At 44.3% G+C, this 21,979-nt stretch carries 23 protein-coding genes; 4 read left to right on the top strand and 19 right to left on the bottom strand.

The features are described from left to right. Nucleotides 1-44: 44 nt before the first annotated feature. From mraZ to AA84_RS0114920, 4 genes are all read right to left on the bottom strand, one after another. The gene (gene mraZ, locus AA84_RS0114935) at nt 45-476 is read right to left on the bottom strand and encodes a division/cell wall cluster transcriptional repressor MraZ (protein ID WP_028977869.1); all 432 of its coding nucleotides are present in this window, start codon (nt 474-476) and stop codon (nt 45-47) included. A 371-nt stretch (nt 477-847) separates the two neighbouring features. Beyond that, nucleotides 848-1,393, bottom strand: a complete 546-nt coding sequence (locus tag AA84_RS0114930) for a hypothetical protein (protein ID WP_028977868.1) — start codon at nt 1,391-1,393, stop codon at nt 848-850. Nucleotides 1,394-1,733: 340 nt separating this feature from the next. Further along, entirely contained in the window at nt 1,734-1,907 is a 174-nt protein-coding gene (gene rpmF, locus AA84_RS0114925; protein WP_010026240.1) for a 50S ribosomal protein L32, read from the bottom strand. A gap of 24 nt (nt 1,908-1,931) precedes the next feature. Then, on the bottom strand, nt 1,932-2,447 hold the full coding sequence (locus tag AA84_RS0114920) for a YceD family protein (protein ID WP_028977867.1): 516 nt from the start codon (nt 2,445-2,447) through the stop codon (nt 1,932-1,934). A 181-nt stretch (nt 2,448-2,628) separates the two neighbouring features. Between AA84_RS0114920 and AA84_RS0114915 the strand changes: the two genes are divergently transcribed. Further along, the gene (locus AA84_RS0114915) at nt 2,629-3,873 is read left to right on the top strand and encodes a nucleotidyltransferase (protein ID WP_028977866.1); all 1,245 of its coding nucleotides are present in this window, start codon (nt 2,629-2,631) and stop codon (nt 3,871-3,873) included. Between the two features lie 26 nt (nt 3,874-3,899). Here the strand turns inward: AA84_RS0114915 and AA84_RS0114910 are convergent, their stop codons facing one another. Next, a complete protein-coding gene (locus tag AA84_RS0114910; RefSeq protein ID WP_028977865.1) occupies nt 3,900-4,913 on the bottom strand; it encodes a SepM family pheromone-processing serine protease in 1,014 nt (337 codons plus the stop codon). Nucleotides 4,914-5,094: 181 nt separating this feature from the next. Here AA84_RS0114910 and ylbJ point away from each other — a divergent pair, with 181 nt between their 5' ends. Continuing rightward, nucleotides 5,095-6,297, top strand: coding sequence for a sporulation integral membrane protein YlbJ (gene ylbJ / locus AA84_RS0114905; RefSeq protein WP_028977864.1), 1,203 nt, complete (start codon nt 5,095-5,097; stop codon nt 6,295-6,297). Here ylbJ and coaD read toward each other — a convergent pair. The 10 genes from coaD to cyoE all read right to left on the bottom strand — a co-directional run bounded on the left by coaD (nt 6,286) and on the right by cyoE (nt 12,958). Then, the gene (gene coaD / locus AA84_RS0114900; protein ID WP_028977863.1) at nt 6,286-6,786 is read right to left on the bottom strand and encodes a pantetheine-phosphate adenylyltransferase; all 501 of its coding nucleotides are present in this window, start codon (nt 6,784-6,786) and stop codon (nt 6,286-6,288) included. The two genes, ylbJ and coaD, sit on opposite strands and share 12 nt — an antisense overlap. Further along, complete coding sequence (rsmD, locus tag AA84_RS0114895; RefSeq protein ID WP_028977862.1) at nt 6,779-7,363, bottom strand: 16S rRNA (guanine(966)-N(2))-methyltransferase RsmD; 585 nt, start codon at nt 7,361-7,363, stop codon at nt 6,779-6,781. The genes coaD and rsmD overlap by 8 nt, the downstream gene beginning before the upstream one ends. A 409-nt stretch (nt 7,364-7,772) precedes the next feature. Further along, a complete protein-coding gene (locus AA84_RS0114890) occupies nt 7,773-8,060 on the bottom strand; it encodes a YlbG family protein (protein ID WP_028977861.1) in 288 nt (95 codons plus the stop codon). Nucleotides 8,061-8,200: 140 nt separating this feature from the next. Next, on the bottom strand, nt 8,201-8,638 hold the full coding sequence (locus AA84_RS0114885; RefSeq protein WP_028977860.1) for a YlbF/YmcA family competence regulator: 438 nt from the start codon (nt 8,636-8,638) through the stop codon (nt 8,201-8,203). Between the two features lie 86 nt (nt 8,639-8,724). Continuing rightward, nucleotides 8,725-8,967, bottom strand: a complete 243-nt coding sequence (locus AA84_RS0114880) for a YlbE-like family protein (RefSeq protein WP_028977859.1) — start codon at nt 8,965-8,967, stop codon at nt 8,725-8,727. 5 nt (nt 8,968-8,972) lie between these two features. Beyond that, entirely contained in the window at nt 8,973-9,416 is a 444-nt protein-coding gene (gene ylbD / locus AA84_RS18085) for a YlbD family protein (RefSeq protein WP_051578075.1), read from the bottom strand. A gap of 101 nt (nt 9,417-9,517) precedes the next feature. Continuing rightward, nucleotides 9,518-10,594 (bottom strand): CAP domain-containing protein, encoded by a 1,077-nt coding sequence (locus AA84_RS0114870; protein WP_223362478.1) that lies wholly within the window; start codon nt 10,592-10,594, stop codon nt 9,518-9,520. A gap of 78 nt (nt 10,595-10,672) precedes the next feature. Further along, on the bottom strand, nt 10,673-11,200 hold the full coding sequence (locus tag AA84_RS0114865) for a hypothetical protein (protein WP_028977857.1): 528 nt from the start codon (nt 11,198-11,200) through the stop codon (nt 10,673-10,675). Nucleotides 11,201-11,327: 127 nt separating this feature from the next. Beyond that, complete coding sequence (locus AA84_RS0114860; protein WP_028977856.1) at nt 11,328-11,816, bottom strand: GNAT family N-acetyltransferase; 489 nt, start codon at nt 11,814-11,816, stop codon at nt 11,328-11,330. A gap of 218 nt (nt 11,817-12,034) precedes the next feature. Next, nucleotides 12,035-12,958 (bottom strand): heme o synthase, encoded by a 924-nt coding sequence (gene cyoE, locus AA84_RS0114855; protein WP_201770059.1) that lies wholly within the window; start codon nt 12,956-12,958, stop codon nt 12,035-12,037. 330 nt (nt 12,959-13,288) lie between these two features. Between cyoE and AA84_RS0114845 the strand changes: the two genes are divergently transcribed. Continuing rightward, the gene (locus tag AA84_RS0114845; protein WP_028977853.1) at nt 13,289-14,197 is read left to right on the top strand and encodes a COX15/CtaA family protein; all 909 of its coding nucleotides are present in this window, start codon (nt 13,289-13,291) and stop codon (nt 14,195-14,197) included. Between the two features lie 67 nt (nt 14,198-14,264). On the opposite strand, the gene pyc is transcribed toward AA84_RS0114845, so the two are convergent. The 3 genes from pyc to AA84_RS0114830 form a co-directional block, all read right to left on the bottom strand. Continuing rightward, a complete protein-coding gene (gene pyc, locus AA84_RS0114840) occupies nt 14,265-17,708 on the bottom strand; it encodes a pyruvate carboxylase (RefSeq protein ID WP_028977852.1) in 3,444 nt (1,147 codons plus the stop codon). Further along, complete coding sequence (locus tag AA84_RS0114835; RefSeq protein ID WP_028977851.1) at nt 17,689-18,849, bottom strand: FtsW/RodA/SpoVE family cell cycle protein; 1,161 nt, start codon at nt 18,847-18,849, stop codon at nt 17,689-17,691. The genes pyc and AA84_RS0114835 overlap by 20 nt, the downstream gene beginning before the upstream one ends. A gap of 156 nt (nt 18,850-19,005) precedes the next feature. After that, nucleotides 19,006-19,287, bottom strand: coding sequence for an Fpa/YlaN family protein (locus tag AA84_RS0114830; protein WP_010024900.1), 282 nt, complete (start codon nt 19,285-19,287; stop codon nt 19,006-19,008). Between the two features lie 177 nt (nt 19,288-19,464). On the opposite strand from AA84_RS0114830, the gene AA84_RS0114825 reads away from it, so the two are divergent. Further along, nucleotides 19,465-19,677, top strand: coding sequence for a YlaI family protein (locus tag AA84_RS0114825; RefSeq protein WP_028977850.1), 213 nt, complete (start codon nt 19,465-19,467; stop codon nt 19,675-19,677). A 318-nt stretch (nt 19,678-19,995) separates the two neighbouring features. Here AA84_RS0114825 and typA read toward each other — a convergent pair whose 3' ends face one another. After that, nucleotides 19,996-21,849 (bottom strand): translational GTPase TypA, encoded by a 1,854-nt coding sequence (typA, locus tag AA84_RS0114820; RefSeq protein ID WP_028977849.1) that lies wholly within the window; start codon nt 21,847-21,849, stop codon nt 19,996-19,998. Nucleotides 21,850-21,979: the final 130 nt, after the last annotated feature.

The following is a 21,979-nucleotide window of genomic DNA, read 5'->3' as shown; positions in this document are numbered from 1 at the left end:
TGCTACCGACTCCTATCTCAAAGAACACAAGCAGTTCATTGCCCTTAGAGGTCCAAATCAAGCAAGCTCTCCGAGATGTCATTGAAGGATTCTTCAGATTGTGCGAAATAGCGGCTCCACGTTTCTTGATCCCAAATCTCAAGACGCGTCGATACACCGATGACCACACAATCTTTCACTAATTTCGCATACTCACGGAGACTGTTGCCGATTGATACCCGACCCTGCTTGTCCAACGCGCTTTCACTGGCTCCCGAAAAAAAGAAACGCGTGAATGCACGTGCATCTTTTTTTGTAAAAGGAAGTGCCTTAAGTTTTTCTTCTATTCTGTGCCATTCATTCATTGGATAAACAAAAAGACACTGATCAAGGCCACGTGTGATGACAAAAGAGTCCCCGAGTTCATCGCGAAATTTTGCTGGAATGATGAGACGGCCTTTTGTGTCTATGTTGTGATTGAATTCTCCCATAAACAATAGAGCCGCCCCCTCTTTTGTTTTTACTTTACCACATTCCCCCACTTTCCACCACTTTATTTTTTATATTCGCTTAATTAGGGTTGTAATCCTTCCCAAATAAGAAAAACCGGGCTTGTCCGCCCCTTACTTCTGCAGACCGGTGGCTTTCGCGTTGGGTACAGGGCGTGACCGCGGCTGATCCAGAGTCGCTCCTCAGGGACCCGCATTTGCGCCGCTTAACTTTTAAAAGTTGTTTACTATGTATAAAAAAAGATCAGGTTTAACAAGAAACCCGATCTGAACGCTTGTACGCGAGTCTAACATCATGCATCGCGTCCCCTGCAACGGAAGTCCCAAACCATCAGCATGATTCTTTAATGGGGCGGCTTTCAAGATTCTTTGATCGCTGGAATTTCCTTCCTTGCCTGATCAACAACTTTGAATACATTAAGCAGTGATTCATAATTTTGTTTCATAACTGTATAATCACTTTTTAACTGCTGATAGGCAGATTCCAGCTGCTGCTTTTCGCGAAGCAGCTTTTCCTCTTCCTCAACATCAACATCACTTGACTGTTCCTTTAAATCAGTAAGAAAACGGATTAATTGATCGATTTCCGATTCAGAAATGTGCCGCTTCTGTTCCGGTATTTCGGCAAACGGATCCTTAAGTGGCTGAGATTCTAAATCTCCCTTTTTCTTCTTTTTTTTGCGCGCTTTGCGGATGGCTTTTGCTTCCTGCAATTCTTGCTCATATAACTTGCGAATCGATGAATTCCAACGAAAGCCGCAGGCTGCCGGCGTACGAGAGAGTATGCTTCCGGCCTCGGCAAATCCGGCAAGTTGTGTGCTGCCTTCTTTAATATGGCGCAGAATGATTTCTGCAAGTTTGACATCTTCTGCATGCATCCACGCGTCTTGTCTTATCGATGGCATTCTCTTCCCTCTTTTCTCTTAAATCTTGTTTGAGCTGTGCTCTTGTTTTATACCTTATGCTGTTGATAGGATCGGTAGAAGAAAACCGGCTTTTTTCTTTTGAGACAAGCGATAAAAAAGGGTAGAAAAAACCGGGCAAAAAGTGCCCGGTTATTGCTCTGTATGCAGTTTTTAACCATCAATTTTGTACCTGACGGGCGCCCCAGCTGCTCGCTTGCTGCGGGCAGTACGGGGGCAGCTCGCCTCAAAATGCTCGCAAACGCTTTTCATTGTCTGCACGTTTTGACTTTTGTTTTTCCAACGAAAAAAGAGCCGCTTGGGCTCCTCGCATGAATAGAAATTATTTCTCTACGACTTCTTCACCTTTATATGAGCCGCATGACGGGCACACACGGTGAGCTAATTTATATTCACCACAGTTGTCACACTTTACCATGCCTGGAACGGCCAGTTTAAAATGTGTACGACGCTTGTTTTTGCGTGTAGTAGACGTTCTTCTTTTTGGTACTGCCATGGATGACACCTCCTCAGACACTAATTAATCGTCAAAAAACTTTTTCAGTTTTTCCAACCTTGGATCAATCTGGTGCTTCGACGTTTCCTCATCAACAAGCGCCCAGTCATTCCCGGAGAGATGATCCTGAGCACGCGCTTTTTCACTGACTACTCGCATTGGTTTCTCAACCATAATTGCTTCAACGAGATAAGGGGTTAAATCAATTTGTTCATTCTCAATGGTATGGACAAATTCTCCCTCATCTTCGCTTGCATTCCCCGCCGTTAATAAAAATGTTTCGGCGCTATTGATTTGAAAGGGATAATCAACATCCTCCAACGTCATGGCACATGGGAGCACCATCGTTCCCGATAACCGCAGATGGAAGGTCAATGATCGTTTTGAAAATTCAACGACACCCTTAACCTCAACAGGTGATATGCTTCGTATTTCAGGATCCGAGCGAAACAATTCCAGAGGTAATACAACTTCTTTGTTAAAACTCAGTCCCTCATCTCGATACTGCATCAGATCAGGAACGGACCATGTTAAAGACATACTGAACCACCTCTAGACAACAAATGTTATTATAAGCCCCGCATAATAGAATGTCAATCCGCCGAGCTGCCTTAGTTAAGATTATCATAATAAGCGGACCCAGAGCAATTTCTCTTTTATTCGATGATTATGATAAAATGGGAACATTCATGATCTTGATTTCAAAAAGGATGAACGCATAATGATTATTGCCGGAATTATCGCCGAATATAACCCATTTCATAATGGACACCACTATCAGCTTGACACACTAAAGAAACAACTGCATCCTGATGTTGTCATTGTCGTCATGAGCGGGGATTTCGTACAAAGAGGCGAACCGGCACTTGTTTCAAAATGGCGACGCACACAAATGGCACTTCAAGCAGGTGCAGATCTTATCGTTGAACTTCCTTATGTCTATGCAGTCGGTAAGGCGGATGTTTTTGCTCGAGGCGCAGTCGCCATTCTGGATCGGCTCGGCGTAAATGCTTTACTCTTTAGCAGCGAAGATGGAAAAATTGCGCCTTTTATGAATACCCTTTCGCTGATTGAACAACATCAAACAGACTATGACACGAAATTAAATGAATCGATGAAACAGGGATTGAGTTACCCAAATGCCCATGCAGCTGCTTATCGAGCTATAGCCACTGACAAATCAATTGATCTCGTCGATTTAGCAAAACCGAATAACAGCCTTGGTTTTCAATACATCAGAGCCATTCGGCAGCGAAACAGTACGATAATACCGTACACCATTCCGAGACGTCAAGCACAGCACAACGATCAGAGCTGGGATCAAGCGAATGCTATAGCCAGCGCATCAAGCATCCGCAGCCATCTTGAGCAACAATCAATACAATCGATTAGCGATAAAGTACCTGATTTTGTTGCAGATCAACTAGAATTGGCTCATCGCGAGCAAGACTACGGAACTTGGGAACGCTTCTTTCCCTATTTGAAATATAAATTGATCTCCTCAGACAAAGAGCGGCTTCACGCTATTTATGAAATGGAAGAAGGCATTGAACATCGTTTGCAGTCGCAAATTCGTCATGCACACTCTTTTCAAGCGTTTATCTCGGCAGTTAAAACAAAGCGGTATACATGGGCGCGTCTGCAACGTCTCTCGGCACATATTTTGACGGATACACTGAAAAAGCAGGCGATTTCACTTGCTCTAGAAAGTGAGCCCGATGCGATCCGTCTGCTTGGAATGAACAGCGTCGGACAAGCATATCTGGCGAAGATTCGAAAGAAGATCTCGGTTCCAATTCTTTCCAAAATCCGCAATCACCGTTCAGATATGGTAGAACTCGATCTCAAAGCAGCTCAGATTTACGATTTCTTAACGATTAAAGACCCGACAAAGACAACCTACAGTGAAACAGGACATCCTCCGTTTCGCTATGATGAAACAACAGGACGATTTCTCAATGAGTAAATCGTCCTGTTTCAATCATATATGCGTCATTGTTCCAGATACTCAATGGCTTCTTTAAATGTCGCGACCTTTACAATTTTCATTCTTGTATGGATATCTTTTGCCGTCTTCCGAGCAGTCTCATATTCATGATCGGCCGCAGGGGCAAAAAAGATATCCGCACCCGATCTGGACGCCCCGACTACTTTCTCAGCAATCCCTCCAATGGGTCCGACTTGGCCGTTTAAGCCAATTGTTCCGGTGCCAGCAATGTCTCTTCCTCTTGCAAGGTTTTCCGGGACCAACTGATCGTATACTTCCAGTGTCATCATCAGCCCGGCAGAAGGTCCGCCAATATTTTCTATGTCGAAGTTTACTTTAGGACTCACCTGAACTTTGACATGATTATCTTGGTAGATTCCAATCCCCCAGCCTCTGCCTGCCCCAACATATTGTTTTGGGAATGGTGCAGATCTTACGGTTACGTTCCTGACTCGATGACCGCGCATTAGCGTCACTCGATAGGTGTCGCCAAGCTTCTTCATCTTTATTACGCGATCCATATCCTGCACAGTTTTAATGGTTTGACCGTCTACCCCTGTAATCAGATCCCCTGTCTTAAGCACTTTGCTGCTTGGCATCCCTTGCATGACACCGAGGACGAGTACTCCGGCTTCCGTTAATTTCGGCGCCTTGCCCGCAGCTTTGTAAGCAACATAGGCTGCTGACTGCTGGGCACTGCTCATATAGTTTTGCTGACGCAAATTATAATCCTGCTCATCCTCTTCAGGCATTTTAACCTGATTTTCTTTAACCAACGTTGTGTATTTATTCCGATCGAATTTCGCCCATAAGTATTGGTAAATATTCGCTTTTCCTAAATAGATATAGACAAGACGGTAGGCTCCGTCAACTTTTTTTGCTCCGGTCACCTGAACCATTTTCGCCATTGATTCTGCTTTTCCCGGACGTTGCACATAATAAGGCGTACTGACAAAGTTAAGCCCGAGGAGCACAACAGCAGCAATGATCAAGGTCCACTTTATCACTCTTCTCCGCAAAAAAACGCCGCCTCCTTCAGTTACAAAATTTCGATTGAGAGAATCACCTTTGTGATTATATGTAGTATGCGCTTATTTATTTTTGATCATCGATTGGTCTATCAGCGAAGATCGAAACGTATAGTTAGTGTCATAACGGACAAGTCATAGATACGCTGAAAATTGCAGGTGAACCCAATCAATGAATCAATCAAAAACATTTACTTATTTGCTTGCGACCGGCTCAGTTTCCCTTGTCGCACTTATGGTTTGCTATCCCGAAGTTGCTGTCGGCGGTTCGATCAAGGGATTAACCATTTGGTGGAACCAAGTATTTCCGGCATTATTCCCATTCTTTGTGCTTGCAGAATTGATGATCAGTTTCGGTGTTGTCAATTTTGCCGGTATTTTGATGGAACCACTGATGCGGCCGATTTTTCGCTTACCGGGAATCGGCGGGTTTGTTTTAATGATGGGAGTTGTCTCTGGCTTCCCTGCTGGCGCACGCATCACAGCCGACCTTTATAAAGACAAGAAACTAACCAAATCCGAAGCAGAACGGTTGGCGAGCTTCACAAATTTCAGCAACCCGCTCTTTATTTTTAGTGTTACCGCTGTTCAGTTCTTTCACCAAGCCTCACTTGGGATTATTTTCGCGCTTTCCCATTATCTTGGCAATCTTTGTGTCGGTTTAACCATGCGCTTCTTCAGTAAAAGCAAAAAAAAGACAAGTACCATCCAGGTCCGCTCACGATTTGTATATGCACTTGAGCGTATGCACCAAGAACGTCTTGCGCGCAATCAGCCGTTCGGGAAAAAAATAGGCGATGCCGTCGTATCATCCGTTTCGACACTGCTTGCCATCGGTGGTTTCATCGCTCTTTTTTCAATGTTGTATCAATTATTCCTCAACATTGGTGCAATCAACCTCTTGGGAGAAGTCCTCAGCATATGTTTCAAATGGATTGGCTTTTCACCCGAGCTTGGTTCAGCGGTGATTCCGGGGCTTTTCGAATTGACAATCGGCGACAAATCGGTTGCCGAGTTAACATCGGTGCCGCTCATTGAACAAGTTGTCGTTGTTTCTGGCTTGCTTGGCTTTTGCGGCTTTTCCATTCAAGCCCAAGCAGTCAGTATTCTTTCTCAAGCAGGACTCCGTTCTCGTCTGTTCTTAATAGGACGCATCCTGCAAATGATCTATTCATCCATCGCTGCATTCTTTCTCTTTCACGTATTCCCTACAAGCAGCGGCATTGAAACAACAACCGCGTTCAGTCAGAACGTAAGTGCTCTGACACACCACGCAGTTGTTTGGGGACCGACGCTTACATTCGTTATGCTCATTATCTTTATCGTGCTCCAGTTGCACAGGGTTTGTTCACACAGTCATCATTTAAATGGATGACCTGCCGCTGCTGAACTTTGCTTCTAACGCTTGCTCCACCTGAGCGGGTACGAGTTCATGAACCGATCCATGGTACATTGCAGCTTCTTTAACCATACTTGAACTCAGAAAAGAATACCGATTACTCGTCATCATAAAACAGGTTTCAATTTTCGGGTTCAAATGTTTATTAATTGAGGCAATTTGCAGTTCATATTCAAAGTCGGAAATGGCGCGCAGCCCTCTCAACACAACGCTGACCTTTTTCTTTTGTACATAATCCACAAGGAGACCTTCGAAAGAATCAACCGTCACCGAATCCAAATGCGCTGTAGCTTTCTTGAGCATGTCGACACGTTCCTCAACCGTAAAGAGCGGGTGCTTAGACGCATTATTCAGTACAGCAATAATGACATGGTCAAAAACCGTAAGCCCGCGTTTGAGAATATCTAAATGTCCATAGGTCACCGGATCAAAACTGCCCGGATAAACCGCAATTCGTTCACTCACCCGAAACACTTCCCTTTTCAGATCGGCAGATATAGATCGATACTGCCGTTTGCCCCTGATAGGTTCGATATTTTTCCCGACTTAGCCGTTCATGAAAAAATTCAGGAAGCTCAATTCCCGTTTCATGCTCTGCAACAACAACCGCATGGTCAGCCAGCAAATCCTTTTCAATGAGTGTTTCGATGTCCAATCGAATGTGTTGCTTTGCATAAGGAGGATCTAAAAAAACCAAATCAAATCTCATTTGATCATTGCTTAGCTGCTCCAGAGCACGTGTTGCATCAAGTTTAAGCACTTTCGAACGATTCTCACAGCGGCATAGCGCGATGTTTTCACGAATCGTCTGACATGCTGCTCCCGCCCGGTCAACAAAAACTGCCGCACGCGCACCGCGACTGAGTGCCTCAATGCCCAGAGCCCCGCTTCCTCCATAGAGATCAAGAACAGCACCTCCATCAAAGAAAGGACCAATCATATTAAAAATCGTTTCTTTTACTTTATCCGTCGTCGGGCGTGTCATTCGCCCATTCACAGCTTTCAGCCGTCGTCCTTTGTTTTCTCCTGAAATCACTCGCATGAATCGACCCTCCACTTGAAGATATACCGGATAAGAATCAATCTTCCATAGACGATTGATCTTACTAGCCGAAGAAACAAAAAAAACGCATGTCCGCCTCAGCCCTGTCACACACACAATCAATTACCATGTATATAATTTCATTGCATGGTGAATACTAGCTTTTGGCAACATCCTAGAGAGATGTTGGCCCAACCGCGGATGCTTACGTTTCCCCATAAGTTTTCCGCCGGTTTCTCCTCTCCCATTGTCTTGCATCTTTTTTGATGCGTAAAGACAGCCCGCAGTTTGCCTGCGGGTTTTTTCTTTTTTTAAATTTACTCCATTTTATCCGCCACGTTCATGACAATCATCGCTTCAATTGCGGACCACTTCATTCCGCTTGTCCGCTGCTGTTAAACGCTAACGATCAGCGTACTTGCTCGCGCATAAGCCTCTCGTCGCGTTCCTCAGCTCTGCTTTTTCCCTTTTCATAGGTCGTCCTAACCTCTTGCATATGCGACACATCCACTGCTTTAACAAATTTTAATTTAAGCAGCTGATTCAAGGTTTTTTTTGTTTGCTCATGATCGCAATAAAGAAGCGCATATTTCATTCGTTTTGAAATGTAATGCACATAACCATAACGCCGAAGCACACGTAAATATTTTGTATTATAAAGCCAGACAATAATTCCGTCTCTGTTCTGAATCCCCACTGAAACACACCACCCCTTTGTTTCCGGTCCTTTAAGGGTTTATACTCAGGAACAATCCGCACACGCGCTTAATGATCCATAAGCAGAAACCCAGCTTCTCTCTGAGCATCATCGAAACAATAGAAACGGATGTCTTAACGTTAATGACAGCCGCATTTTCCACCTGATCCGCAGCCGCTGCCACACGAGCGGTCAAAAAACGGATCTCCAGTCGGTACTTTTATTGATTTAGAAACGGCATATGCCAAAACCTTGCTTAATTCACCAAGGAGATCGTTTAACTGTTTCTCCTGCTGTTTATAGGCCGCAATCGAAGGATGCGTGTCAAGCTCACGCTTCATTTGCATCATTTCTTTAATCACTTTCTTGTAATCGGGATGATATCTGCCAAACCGCTGCACTTCATCGTACCGATCTCTCACTTTTAAGAAAGCACGAACAAGTTCTTGCGCTTTTTGATCACGTTCAACATTACGTTTGCTCTCTAAATAGCTCACATAGGGCTCCGACTGAATCATCATCGCAGCAAGCTCGTCTGCCTCATCCAAAAGCGAGATATTTTCCAATGTTCCAATCATCTCGAACACCTCCAGTTCTATTAAAATATACAACAAATGGACGCAAAGTGCCATTCATCGATTCGAATGCCGGCCGATTGGTTGGACTATGCTTTCTTTTCCGCCATGGCCTCCGCCATCGCAACGAACATACTCATCATACTCGCCCGCTGATTAAAACGATCCAACCGCTGACTGAATGTTCGGCCATAAAAAAGATCCGCCGCTGATTTAAGTCTTTGGACTTCCAACGGCGATCTGCTCAACGTCCGGTACCATTCCGGATGCATGCGCACAAATAGTTTTAGATCAGCATTCTGGTCTAAATAGGCCTGAATTTCTTTTCTCATCGGGCTCAATCCCTTCGAAAGAAAAATGGATTTTGTGCAGGTGCAGACGGATGTTCGGTTTGATTTGGCTGTTCTTGATTGTTGGTGCTATTTTGTGGATCCTGATCGCTATTTTGACGAAACTGCCCGATAAATGATTGAATGCCGGTGATCGCACCGCTTATGGTTTCAAGCCTTTCCTGCCACTGTTTTGTATCAATATTATCCACAACCTTCAAGACTTTATGAAAAGAAAACGCTGGATGACTTTTTTCATCGTCATCTTCACTTGATTTTTCTTTTAAGCCGTATTTTTCCCATACCTCATGAGATTCGCCGAAAATGACCCAATCATCAAACACATCTCTCCACTTTATGTCATTCTTATGAACATATGCCACAATCTCAGGATGATTTCGAAGAAATGTTTTAAAGCGACCAATCGCAGCGTTTGTCTTTTCCTCTGCCATGAGGACACACTCCTTCCCGTATCGGAACTCCTACATTTATCATAGTCATCCCCTGAGAAAATGGTGCATCAGTACATGATAAAAAAGCCCTTGGTCCATGCTTATGGATTAAGGGGGGTGACAAAATCTTGAGTATAATAATTTTTATACGATCCAACGCCCAGTTCTGTAAATACGTCGTTTAAGAGATTTTTACGATGATCAATGCTGTTTAACCAGCCAAGACTTACCGCAGCCGCATCGGGATACCGGGCAGCGATGTTCTCTCCCGCCGTTTGAAAATAAACGTTTTGCCGATCAAGACGTGTCTTAAGGTCGCCCGACCACTTTGAATCATGTGAGAAGTAATTTCTGGTTTGCATTTCTTTACTATGCTGATAGGCTGCCTGATGGGCCTGTTTATTCCACTTAAGCATAGGCTTGTTAAAACGCAAACGCATGACATTGCTGATGTCAAAGATCTCTTGGTCTTCTGCTTGATTTACAGCTATCCATTCTTTATCATTTAAGTTCGGTGTTTTCGGCAGCTGTCCTTGATAGGTCATTGAATAAGGATGCTGCGCGGCGAGAACACCCGTCGTCATATAGCGGACACCAATCAAACGATCCGAGACATGATCAAAGTTTAATTGTACCCAGTCCTTGCCAAATTTCATTAAGGGACGAATCATCATATCCTCTTCATTTAGCTCAAAATTTATTCTTGTTCCATTATAATTGAAGGAAAGATCGGCTTCGATCGGCACCTTTTCATATATTTTTTGAGAAGCTTCGCCGATGGCGAATGGATTTAGTTTCAGTTGTTTTCCAAGTGCATAGATCGTTGTGACGCGATCCGTTTTCACATCAATGCCTACTTGTACATAGTTTTCACTTTCTCTTCCGTAGATAAACCAGCGGTAGCCGAACTTGGTCGGATCAACACGTTCCGGCTTTCCAAGCATTTTGCTCAACTGCTTCTCCGACTTGCCCATGAGCGTATGGATACCGCTTTCCGGTACCTTAAAGCTCGACTTTGACGGCAGAGACAACTTTTGATTTGTCGAAGGGTGATCCGGATATTCAGAAGGCAGACTGACCAAGCTGATTATGAAGGTACCCGCAAAGACGGCTACGGCAATGAAAAAGATAATCACATTCGTTCTTCTGATCTTCCATCCCCCCTTAATACTTGGCAACCTCTACCATTATAGCAAGTCTTGCAATTTACAGATAAACGATCCGCTCCAGAGCACGGTTAAAGGGGTATTGCCCAGCTATTTATCTGCGGCGCGGTCACGATACAAAACAATCCAGACCTGTCCGTTTCTTCCCGATGCATAGCCCACCCCGATGCGAGAAAGATGCGCTGATTGCAGAAGCTTGGCATCTGCTGTATCACGCAGAATCTGAGCAGCGTCCATGGGTCTTCTATTGCGCTGCATTTTCAAGACATGAACACTGCCCGGATGATAACCCAAGTCGCTCAACATCGTTTCAATGTTCCCCTTTTCCGCTGAATCTTGGGATGCAAGTTGCTGCGCGACGATGCGTGACGCACGAAACAAGTCCCAATCCGGTTCAGCAGGCTTTTGATGGGATGCGTTACGTTGCCGCTGAACCTGATTAAGTATCTCTCGTTCCTGGTCAGCGACTGGAGAAATTTGACGTTCCTCTTGGGTGGTCGCGGTTGTTTTCGCCGACACAGGATGCCACGCTTGTACGTAGAGAATCATGCCCGCGACCCAGAATGAGAGAATAATAAGGATTGTACAGCTTTTTTTAAACGAGACTGGTAGTTTCAACTCGGCTTAACCTCCCTTGACTTTCCAGTCCCATTCTGTCCCATTCCTCACATTGATAAACCCGTAAACGACCGATATATCATTTACTTTAACACTTTTAAAAAAGTTCCATCCGAATTATTGTTCCTCATTCCTTTTTTAGGCACTTTGCCATGTAGAACGCATCGACCATGGCTCCATCTCGTTGAAAGGCTTCTTTGCGTATCCCCTCTACACTATATCCTGAAGTTCCAAAAAGCAGCAGAGCGGCTCGGTTCTCATAACCCACACAAGCTTCAAGACGAAAAATATCATGCCCATGTGCCCATTGCTCTGCCTTCTCGAGAATCATTTTTCCATAACCATTGCCTCGAAACGCCTTCAACACGCCGATGCTTAGCGATGCGCAATGCTTTATTTCAGGTGCTGAATGACCCTGTATGGCAATAAAACCTATCATTTGCTTCTCCTTTACCGCAATAAAACAGGTGGTCTGCGATCGATGGCGCTGAACAGGTTTGCATTGATTAAGCCAATTCGATTCAAGCCCAAGCATCCAGGTTTCTTCATGAATCGGTCTGTACACGTCGATCAACTGGTTGGCATTTTGTTCATTCACTTCAATTAAGTTCAGCATCGCTTGCCCTCCTCATCATCAATCATATTAAATGTATGAACGTGGAAGAGGACATATGTTAGGCCGTTGCAGTGATCCAAAGGTCTCATAGCGCAGCTGCAGGTCAGGGACCATTCCAGAGGAACAGGAGGAGACCGCTATTTTCTCGAGCTTTTTCTTCACTGTAAAAAAGAGCCGAAAGCATGCGCCTCCGACTCATTAATGATGCAATAAGTAGATCATAACAATGCTGCAACGATCATCAATAAAAAGAGCAGCATCATATAATTCAGTGAATAAACAAACATCAGCTTTGCCCACTTAATGGTATCTTTCGCTTTAAACCCGTATATCGCCAGCCCAAGCCAAGTAAAACTTAAAACCAATGCGCCTATAATGTAGATCGGTCCAAGCTCATAAAGAAGAAACGACGTTGGAACTAAAGCAGCTACATAGACAATCATTTGCCGCTTGGTTACCTCAAACCCTGCAACAACCGGAAGCATTGGAATTCCCGCCCGCCTATATTCTTCAACGCGCTTCATTGCAAGTGCAAGAAAATGGGGAGGCTGCCAAAGAAATAGGATAAGAAACATGATCCAAGGAATCGGCGAGTTAAGCGAAGGGTCAACGGCTGCCCATCCAATAATGGGCGGAACCGCTCCGGCTACACTGCCTACGACGGTATTCATCGAATGGCTTCTTTTCAGCCACAAGGTATATACCAGAACATAAACAAGCAGGCCCAGTAACCCGAATGCCGCTGCTGTTATTGATGCAGCAAGAAGCGCAACAAGGCCGAGCACGGACAAGGCAACCCCCATAACTAGTACGGTCTTTCCTGTCATTTTTCCGGTTGCCGACGGACGTTCATGCGTGCGCTCCATCAACGGATCAATGTCCCGATCAATATAATTATTCAGTGAACATCCTCCGCCAATCACAAGTGCTGTTCCAATGAGAACGAAGAGAATCTGCGGCCATACATCAAGCCAACTTGCTCCAGTAAAGTGCATCGCCAGCATAAGCCCGGAAAAAGTGGTAAAAAGATTAGAATCAACGATGCCAATCTTTACGGTCGTCAGTACATCGCGTACCATATCTCGCAAAGGCGTTGTATCATGCGATTCAATAGCCTGGCTAGAGGAGTCGATCATTTTCATCATAGAATGCCTTCTTTCTTATGCATAAAGGGATAAGCTGTTTTTTTATTAAATAAACCGTGTTGACTAACAGCAAACAAAACGCGTCGTCTAACACATCGTTCCCATTTAATTATAAAGGAACGGCTCCGATTTGTCTTATGTAATACTCAATGATTTACATCACTATTTTTCATTCATTTATCGGATTTTTGATGAAAATGCAGCCTTTTTTAAGGCCAAAGCCTTTGAATTTGAGCGAAATATGCAAGCAGCTCGGCAAAATTTGATAGAATGGAACCATGCGGTTAACAAATCGCAATCTGCAAAAACAGAAAATCAGGTGATTCTATGCGTTCTACATGGTTAAAAATGATCAGCGTTGCCGGTACACTTGCTGTACTGATTGTTGTATTGATGGGGGCACTCGTAACGAATACCGGCTCGGAATATGGCTGCGGAAATAATTGGCCGCTTTGCAATGGAAAAGTCATTCCGGATGCGCAAACCCACCATACTTGGATTGAGTATAGTCATCGCGTTGTTTCAGGACTAGCCTCACTTCTTGTCGTTGCCCAAGCCGTTTGGGTATGGATTCGTTTCAAACACGTATGGGGCATGCGTTTTCTAGCTTGTTCCTCTGTCTTTTTTATTTTTTTACAAGCATTTCTTGGCATGGCTGCCGTCGTTTGGGGACAGTCCTCCGTTGTCCTTGCACTTCATTTTGGTATTTCACTGCTCTCATTTGCAAGCATGGTTCTTTTGACCTGTCTCGTTTTTGAACAAGTCAATCCGAATCGTTATCGGATCAATCTCTCCGTGCGGACGCCAATGAAATGGAATTTTATTTTATTAGGCATTTATACTTATCTCTTGGTTTATTCAGGTGCTTTTGTCCGCCATACCGAATCAAGTCTGGGATGTACCGATTTTCCGCTCTGCAATGGGCACTTGTTCCCTGAACCATGGATGAGTAAGGCAGGGGTTCAGTATTTACATCGCGCCCTTGCATTAATTTTGCTTGTCTGGTTAATCGGAACACTGATTGCAGCAATAAAGCGGTACAAGAGTCAAGAACAACTATCAAATCTGCTCTTTATCATTCTTATTTTGGTATTTCTTCAAGCGGTAGCAGGGATATTCATTATCACCACGAAGATGAATTTACTCTTTTTATTGCTTCATGCATTCTTTGTAACCGGATATTTTGGCATTTTAACCATCCTCATTTTGTTTGGCTGCCGTCCAGAAAAAAAATAATAATGCTGTACAACAAGAAAAGAGCCGGGGGAAATTCCCCCGGCTCTTTCTTATCCAATTCTTTACATTAGCTTAACTCAATCATCAAATCCCCAGTTTCGATTACATCGTTCTCATTAACATGTATCTTTTTAACGGTCCCATCCATTGAAGCCTGGACGGTTGTTTCCATCTTCATTGCCTCAGTAACGAGCAGATGGTCGCCCTTCTTCACACGCTCTCCGGAAGATACAAGAACTTTAACGACCGTACCTGGCATGGAAGCACCAATTTGATGTGGATTATCTTTCTCAGCTTTTTCATGCGCCGTTTCAGATGATTGGACATTCACATCTTTCACCGATACTTCGCGCGGCTGTCCGTTTAATTCATAGTACAAAGTCCGCGTTCCGTCCTTTTGTGGATGGCCGATTGAAATTAATTTAACGACAAGCATCTTACCTTCTTCAATCGTTACCGATACTTCTTCACCTAAACGAAGGCCATAGAAGAAGGTCGGCGTACTAAGCACCGTATTTTCTCCAAACGTATCGCAAAAATGCAGATAGTCTGTATAGACCTTAGGATAAAGCGCCGCAGAAAGCACTTCATGAAATTTAAATTTACGTTCAAATTTTTCTTCAAGGCGTGCCTGAATATCGTCAAAATTAATCGGCTCAAGATTTTTTCCTGGTCGATCGGTCAACGGCTTTTTGCCTTTCAGAACAATACGCTGCAATTCCCTCGGAAAACCCTGATACGGCTGGCCAAGTTCACCCATAAAGAAGTTAACCACAGAGTCAGGGAAGTCAAGCGTCTGGCCTTTTTCATAGATGCTGTCTTCATTGAGATTATTTTGCACCATATACAAGGTCATATCGCCAACCACTTTGGAAGATGGTGTCACCTTAACAATGTCGCCAAACAGCAAATTGACACGCCGGTACATATCTTTAACTTCTTCGAAACGGTCGCCTAGTCCCACCGCAATCGCTTGTTGCTTCAGATTGCTGTACTGACCGCCTGGCATCTCCAACTTATAAATCTCTGCATTCGAGGTTTTCATGCCGCTTTCGAACGGGAAGTAACAGGCGCGTACTTTTTCCCAATAATGACTGAGCGATTCCAAAGCGTCAATTGATAGGTCCGGTCTGCGGTCATTCGCACTGAGCGCATAATACAGCGAATTGACACTCGGCTGAGACGTCATCCCTGCCATCGCTTCAATCGCAACGTCAACAATGTCAACACCCGCTTCAATGGCTCGGACATAAGTATAAATACCGTTTCCGCTTGTGTCATGTGTATGAAGATGGATCGGAATATCAACCGTATCCTTCAATTCGGCAATCAACCGATACGCTGCCTCAGGTTTGAGCAGTCCCGCCATATCTTTAATACCGAGAATATGTGCGCCGGCGTTTTCAAGTTCCTTAGCCATCTTTTTATAATAATCAATCGTGTATTTGGTACGTAATCCATCAAGAATGTCACCGGTGTAACACATTGTGCCTTCGGCAATCTTCCCGCTTTCAATGACCGCATCAAGGGAAACACGCATCCCCTCAATCCAGTTCAGGCTGTCAAAAACACGGAACACATCGACACCATGTTTTGCCGCTTCTTTGACAAATGCTTTGATGAGGTTATCCGGATAATTCTTGTATCCGACAGCATTCGATCCGCGTAAAAGCATTTGCAGCAAGATATTCGGCATCTTGGCTCTGATCTTATGCAGCCGTTCCCAAGGATCTTCTCTTAAGAAACGATACGCGGTATCAAAGGTTGCACCGCCCCAAGCTTCTTCTGAAAACAAATGAGGCAGAAGATGTGCCGTTTGTGCCGTGACACGAATAATGTCCTTGGTCCGCATCCTTGTGGCGAGCAAGCTTTGGTGTGCGTCACGGAATGTCGTATCCGTAAGCAGTACCTTTTTTTGTGCTTTAACCCATTCAGAAACGCCTTTAGGGCCCTTCTCTTCTAAAATTTGTTTTGTGCCGCCCGGATAGGGATCCGATAATTTCACATCCGGAATTGGCGGAACATCAAAGATCGGTTTCTTATTCTTTGCAATTCCCGGATAACCGTTAACCGTTACATTGCCAATATAGCTCAGCATCTTCGTTCCGCGATCCAATATTTTTTCAAAAACAAACAGTTCCGGTGTTGTATCAATAAAGGTTGTCGAAACATTGCCCTCGAGAAAATCAGGGTGTTTGACCACGTTAATTAGAAACGGAATATTGGTTTTAATCCCGCGAATCCTAAATTCCTTTAGGTTACGCAGCATTTTTACCGCAGCACTTTTAAAGCTGCGCGCCGATGTTGACAGTTTGACGAGTAGCGAATCATAGTAGGGTGTAATCACGGAACCTGTGAACGCATTGCCAGCGTCCAGACGAACACCGAAACCGCCCCCGCTCCGATAAGCAACAATTTTACCTGTGTCGGGCATAAATTGGTTGCTTGGATCTTCTGTTGTAACACGGCATTGAATCGCATAGCCGTAAGTATGAATCTCTTTTTGTTCTGGAATCAGTACCGGATCCTCGTGAAGACCATAACCTTCAGCAATCAGAATCTGCGAGGAGACAATATCGATTCCGGTAATTAATTCTGTTATTGTATGTTCAACCTGAACACGCGGATTTACTTCAATAAAGTAAAACTGGCCATTTGGCGTAACCAAAAATTCAACCGTTCCCGCGTTTAAGTAATTAACACTCTTCATTAGACGAACGGCAGCTTCACAAATCTCATGACGTAGTTTCTCACCTAGTCCTCGACTTGGTGCCACTTCGACCACTTTCTGATGACGGCGCTGAACCGAACAGTCCCGCTCATAGAGATGAACGATCTCGCCTGACTGATCTGCCATAATCTGAACCTCGATATGACGTGGGTGATCCAGATATTTTTCAACGTAGACATCTTCTTTTCCGAATGTCTGCTTTGCCTCGGAGGTTGCGCGTGCATAAGCTTCCTCAACACCCTGCGCACTGCGGACAATACGCATTCCGCGTCCGCCGCCGCCGAGCACCGCTTTAATTATAATTGGGTAACCATGTTTTTCACCAAAATTTTTGACATCTTCAACAGAAGACACAGGTCCACCCGATCCAGGGATAACCGGGATATTTGCATTAAGCGCTGCTTCTCTGGCAGCAGCTTTATCACCGAATGTGGTCAGATGTTCCGGACGCGGACCGACAAAAATAATGCCTTCTTCTTCACAACGGCGCGCAAATTCGGCATTTTCAGAGAGAAAACCGTATCCTGGATGAATTGCATCCACATGATGCGTTTTTGCCACTTCAATGATGCTGTCAATATCTAAGTACGCTTCAATCGGATTTTTTCCTTTACCGACCAAATACGATTCATCAGCTTTATAGCGATGATAGGAGCTGATATCTTCCTTGGAATAAATGGCAACCGTTCGGATACCGAGTTCCGTACAGGCACGACAAATTCTGATTGCAATCTCACCACGGTTAGCAATTAGCAATCGTTTAATTTTTCGCTTTAACATTCTCTCTCTTCCCTTCTATTTGGCTCGACCTTTTTAAATTAACAAACCCAGAGATGTTCATTAAAACGCAGATTGAAAAAACCATTGTGATCAGCGAAGAACCACCATAGCTGACAAAAGGCAGAGTTACCCCGGTAATCGGTAAAAGACCGGTAGCAGCTCCCAAATTTACAAACGTTTGAATTGCAAGCATACTTGAGATCCCAATAGCAAGCAAACTGCCGAATACATCTTTGCAGCGGATTGCGATCACGAATCCCTTAAACACAAGATAAGCAATACATAATACAACAAACAAAATACCTAATAAGCCAAGTTCTTCCCCAATGATTGAGATAATGAAATCCGTTTGGGGTTCCGGCAAGAAGCCCGTTTTTTCAATACTCTGACCAAGACCTCTTCCCGTCAATCCTCCTGAAGCAATAGCTATATATGAATTGATCAACTGCCGACCCGTCTTATCCGCAACGGAAAACGGATCATAGGCAGCTGTAAATCGCCCGAGTTGGTTGCCGCTTAATGCAAAATGGTAAACGCCGATAACCGCGACAGCAGAAAGCGAACCCAAAAAGAGTAAATGCTTCGTTCTAAGTCCTGCACAAAGCACCATCACCGTGGATATCATCATCAGAATCATTGCTGTACCAAAATCCGGTTGCTTCGCAATCATAAAAAAGAAAATCATAATAACGATGAGTGGCGGCGCAACAGATGTTTTGAAATCAGCGATCATATTCTGTTTATTCGAAAATACGGAAGCTAAATAGAGAATAACTGTAATTTTTACTAATTCAGCAGGCTGAAGATTAAACGATCCAAGTCGTAACCATGATTGTGCATTGTTAACAGTACTTCCCAAAGCATATAACAAGAGCAATAAAAAAAAGGATAGAAGAATCATCGGTTTTACAACTTTTCGATACGCCTTATATGGGACAACCATCCCCACAATGCCAACCGGCACCGCAAGAGCCGCCCATCTCAATTGATGAACAAAGAAATAGCTGGCCGGCTGCGGCGTAGAAAAAAAGATACGTGCCCAAACCGAACCCGCGCTATAGACCATGATCAACCCAAATCCGATCAAGAGCGACATGGTTACGAGTAAAGAATAGTCAATATGATGCAGCAGCTTTTTCAACGTAAGATCCACCCTATCTGATCCATTGTCATTACATCCAAGATCAATCGTTCTCGGAAGCAGGTTTCGAACAACAGGGTTTTCATACCTGGTGAACTGTGATAAAAAAGCCCAAACCTCACCTTCAGTTAGGGTATGAGTTTGAGCGCTTTGCTATTATTTATGTGTCGATGCCTCATGAAGGGCAGACACCTGTCGTTCAAGCGAACTCAGAAGTTCTTTTCCTTCATCTGCACGGACAACACCGAGACGCACCGCAAAATCAATTTCACGGGACAGACCGAACATTTGTGTGTCCAGCACTTCTTCGTACAGGGGGCACTGGGGCATCGTCAAGTTTTCCATTTGTACCCCGATCAGTTTCAGAATCTTCTGCGCGTCGGCCTGCAGCAATTCATAGGCTTTTTCACGTTTGCCTATCTTAATCTCGACTGACATATCTGCTCCCCCTTGTCTCAATTACTTGCCTAAAGTTTATCTTAACCTCTGTCCTGATAAAATGCAAGATTAATCACAGTCTACAAACGACCACCTGCGGGTTTGCAGTAGTCCGTGCGATCATTGCTTCGATTTCATTCCAAAACCTGCTATACTTAACTTAAGGAGGTTTTTTTCATGCAAGTCAAGTGTGCATTATGTGAAAAGATCTGCCAGCTGGATGATCAGTCGGCGATCGCAAAACGGCTAAAAAATAGACCGATCCACACGTATCTTTGCGATTCTTGCCATAAAAGAATCAGTGAACGAACGCGAGCACGCTGGGCCACCGGCAAATTCACACTGCACCTGCCTTCACACAGTAGCAAAAAGAAGGTTGGGCGTTCTTAAAAGTGTACGGTCCCATCGTATTCGATGACTGAGATCAAGTTCGTAACTAATTTTCTTAAAATAAAGCGATGCATGTTCTGCTCCCCCTATAAGATGGACACTAATCAGTCCGCTTAAGGGGGTTTTATATTCACGGAAGCTCCGCTGATTTTTCGACAGCCGCAAGGCCAAATCATCGGCTTTCTTTACTTGCAAAAAAACTCGGTGGTTGAAATCCGATTAACGATCGGATTTTCAACCACCGAGCAAAGCGTTTCATGCTGTGTTCAGTTTTTCGAAAACAGATCAAATCCATGATAAACTATTGATCTTATTTAATCAGCCGTTATACTTTGGAATCTTGCTTCCTCGGCGTTCAAAACGTTCACGTTCGCCCTTGTTCAAAATCTTCTTGCGCATCCGAACACTCTTAGGTGTAATTTCACAGTATTCATCATCATTCAAGTAAGAAAGTGAATCTTCAAGGGACAACTTACGCGCCTCTTTCAAAGTTACGGTTTGATCCTTGTTCGAAGAACGTACGTTGGACGCGTGTTTTGCTTTCGTAACATTCACAGTCAAATCATTTTCACGGTTATGTTCGCCAACGATCATGCCTTCATAAACATTAACACCGGGTCCGACGAACATCTCACCGCGATCCTCAAGTGCAGCAAGCGAATACGCCGTCGTTTGTCCTTGATCCATCGAAACCAGCACACCATTTCGGCGCCCGCCGATTTCTTCTTTGATAAACGGAGCAAAGTGATCAAAGGTATGGTTCAAGATACCGTAACCGCGTGTATCCGCCATAAACTGACGATTATAACCAATCAAACCGCGAGAAGGAATCATGAACGTCAGACGTGTCTGCCCCGGCTGTTCCTGACGCATATCTTTCAATTCGGCTTTGCGTTTCCCCATCGATTCAATGACTGCACCGACATATTCCTCCGGTACATCAATTTGAACGGATTCATACGGTTCGCACAGCTTGCCGTCAACTTCCTTTGTAATAACGCTCGGCTTCGATACAGATAGCTCGTAGCCTTCTCGGCGCATTGTTTCAATCAAGATCGACAAGTGAAGTTCCCCACGTCCAGAAACGATCCAGGAGTCATGCGAGTTCGATGCCGACTCAACTTTCAAGCTGACGTCGCGTTCCATTTCCGCCATGAGCCGATCTTCAATTTTTCGGCTTGTCACGTAGTCCCCTTCCTGACCTGCAAAAGGACTCGTATTAGGCAGAAAAGTCATTTTCAAGGTTGGTTCGTCAATGCGAAGCGGTTCAAGCGGATCAACGTGATCCACATCATTAATGGTATCGCCAATATCAATATCGGAAACACCGGTTATAGCGATAATATCACCGGAGCAAGCTTCTTGAATCTCCGTCCGTTTCAGGGCGTGATAGCCAAAAAGCTTGGTGATGCGGAACTTTTCAACACTTTCACCGGCATTTTTAACGAGTACAGCATCTTCTCCGACCTTGATCTTGCCTCGATAAATTCGGCCAATACCAATACGGCCGACATAGTCATTATAATCGAGCATCGTGACTTGGAACTGTAGGCTTTCGTCGCGATTGTCAACCGGTGCCGGAGCATACTTCAGAATCATATCCAGAACTACGCTCATATCTTGGTCAACATGTTCAGGATCTGTTCCTGCAACGCCATTTACCGCAGATGTATAAACAACCGGGAATTCAAGCTGATCCTCATCAGCTCCCAGATCAATAAACAAGTCAATCACTTCATCAACGACTTCTGCCGGACGAGCCATTGGCTTATCGATTTTGTTTACAACAACGATTGGTTTCAGATGTTCTTCCAGCGCTTTCTTTAATACAAAACGTGTTTGCGGCATGCAGCCTTCATAAGCGTCAACAAGCAGCAGAACGCCGTCAACCATTTTCATAATTCGTTCCACTTCGCCGCCAAAGTCTGCGTGTCCCGGTGTATCTACAATATTTATTGTATGGTCTTTGTAAGAGAGACTCGTATTCTTCGCCAGAATGGTAATGCCGCGTTCCCGTTCAATTGCATTTGAATCCATTGCCCGTTCATTAATGTGCTGATTTTTACGGAACGTCCCGGATTGCAACAACAGTTTATCCACTAATGTCGTTTTACCATGGTCGACGTGTGCAATAATCGCGATATTCCGCAATTCTTCCCTTAATTTTGTCATTTATTCCTTACTCTCCTCATCTTTTCCAATCGCTTCGCATAAATTAGCCGAAACATACACATGCAAATCATTTTCTCACAAGTCGCGTTCTATTGTCAATTTTTTCTGTGTCTATTGAAATTTTGTTTCG

The sequence above is a fragment of the Sporolactobacillus terrae DSM 11697 genome, from assembly GCF_000648615.1.
GTDB classification, from domain to species: Bacteria; Bacillota; Bacilli; order Bacillales; family Sporolactobacillaceae; genus Sporolactobacillus; species Sporolactobacillus terrae.
This window is presented reverse-complemented; position numbering and strand designations above follow the sequence as displayed.

Bases quoted from the DNA above. Each gene is read 5' to 3' on its own strand.
- ylbD (WP_051578075.1), bottom strand. From the start codon at position 9,416: ATGGCAGAGGAAAAGACAAACGCTGCGATTGGTCGCTTTAAAACATTT.
- AA84_RS0114845 (WP_028977853.1), top strand. From the start codon at position 13,289: ATGCGTTCTACATGGTTAAAAATGATCAGCGTTGCCGGTACACTTGCT.
- typA (WP_028977849.1), bottom strand. From the start codon at position 21,849: ATGACAAAATTAAGGGAAGAATTGCGGAATATCGCGATTATTGCACAC.
- rpmF (WP_010026240.1), bottom strand. From the start codon at position 1,907: ATGGCAGTACCAAAAAGAAGAACGTCTACTACACGCAAAAACAAGCGT.
- AA84_RS0114825 (WP_028977850.1), top strand. From the start codon at position 19,465: ATGCAAGTCAAGTGTGCATTATGTGAAAAGATCTGCCAGCTGGATGAT.
- pyc (WP_028977852.1), bottom strand. From the start codon at position 17,708: ATGTTAAAGCGAAAAATTAAACGATTGCTAATTGCTAACCGTGGTGAG.
- cyoE (WP_201770059.1), bottom strand. From the start codon at position 12,958: ATGAAAATGATCGACTCCTCTAGCCAGGCTATTGAATCGCATGATACA.
- AA84_RS0114880 (WP_028977859.1), bottom strand. From the start codon at position 8,967: ATGAGAAAAGAAATTCAGGCCTATTTAGACCAGAATGCTGATCTAAAA.
- AA84_RS0114830 (WP_010024900.1), bottom strand. From the start codon at position 19,287: ATGTCAGTCGAGATTAAGATAGGCAAACGTGAAAAAGCCTATGAATTG.
- ylbJ (WP_028977864.1), top strand. From the start codon at position 5,095: ATGAATCAATCAAAAACATTTACTTATTTGCTTGCGACCGGCTCAGTT.
- AA84_RS0114885 (WP_028977860.1), bottom strand. From the start codon at position 8,638: ATGATTGGAACATTGGAAAATATCTCGCTTTTGGATGAGGCAGACGAG.
- AA84_RS0114915 (WP_028977866.1), top strand. From the start codon at position 2,629: ATGATTATTGCCGGAATTATCGCCGAATATAACCCATTTCATAATGGA.
- rsmD (WP_028977862.1), bottom strand. From the start codon at position 7,363: ATGCGAGTGATTTCAGGAGAAAACAAAGGACGACGGCTGAAAGCTGTG.
- AA84_RS0114920 (WP_028977867.1), bottom strand. From the start codon at position 2,447: ATGTCTTTAACATGGTCCGTTCCTGATCTGATGCAGTATCGAGATGAG.
- AA84_RS0114860 (WP_028977856.1), bottom strand. From the start codon at position 11,816: ATGCTGAACTTAATTGAAGTGAATGAACAAAATGCCAACCAGTTGATC.
- AA84_RS0114930 (WP_028977868.1), bottom strand. From the start codon at position 1,393: ATGCCATCGATAAGACAAGACGCGTGGATGCATGCAGAAGATGTCAAA.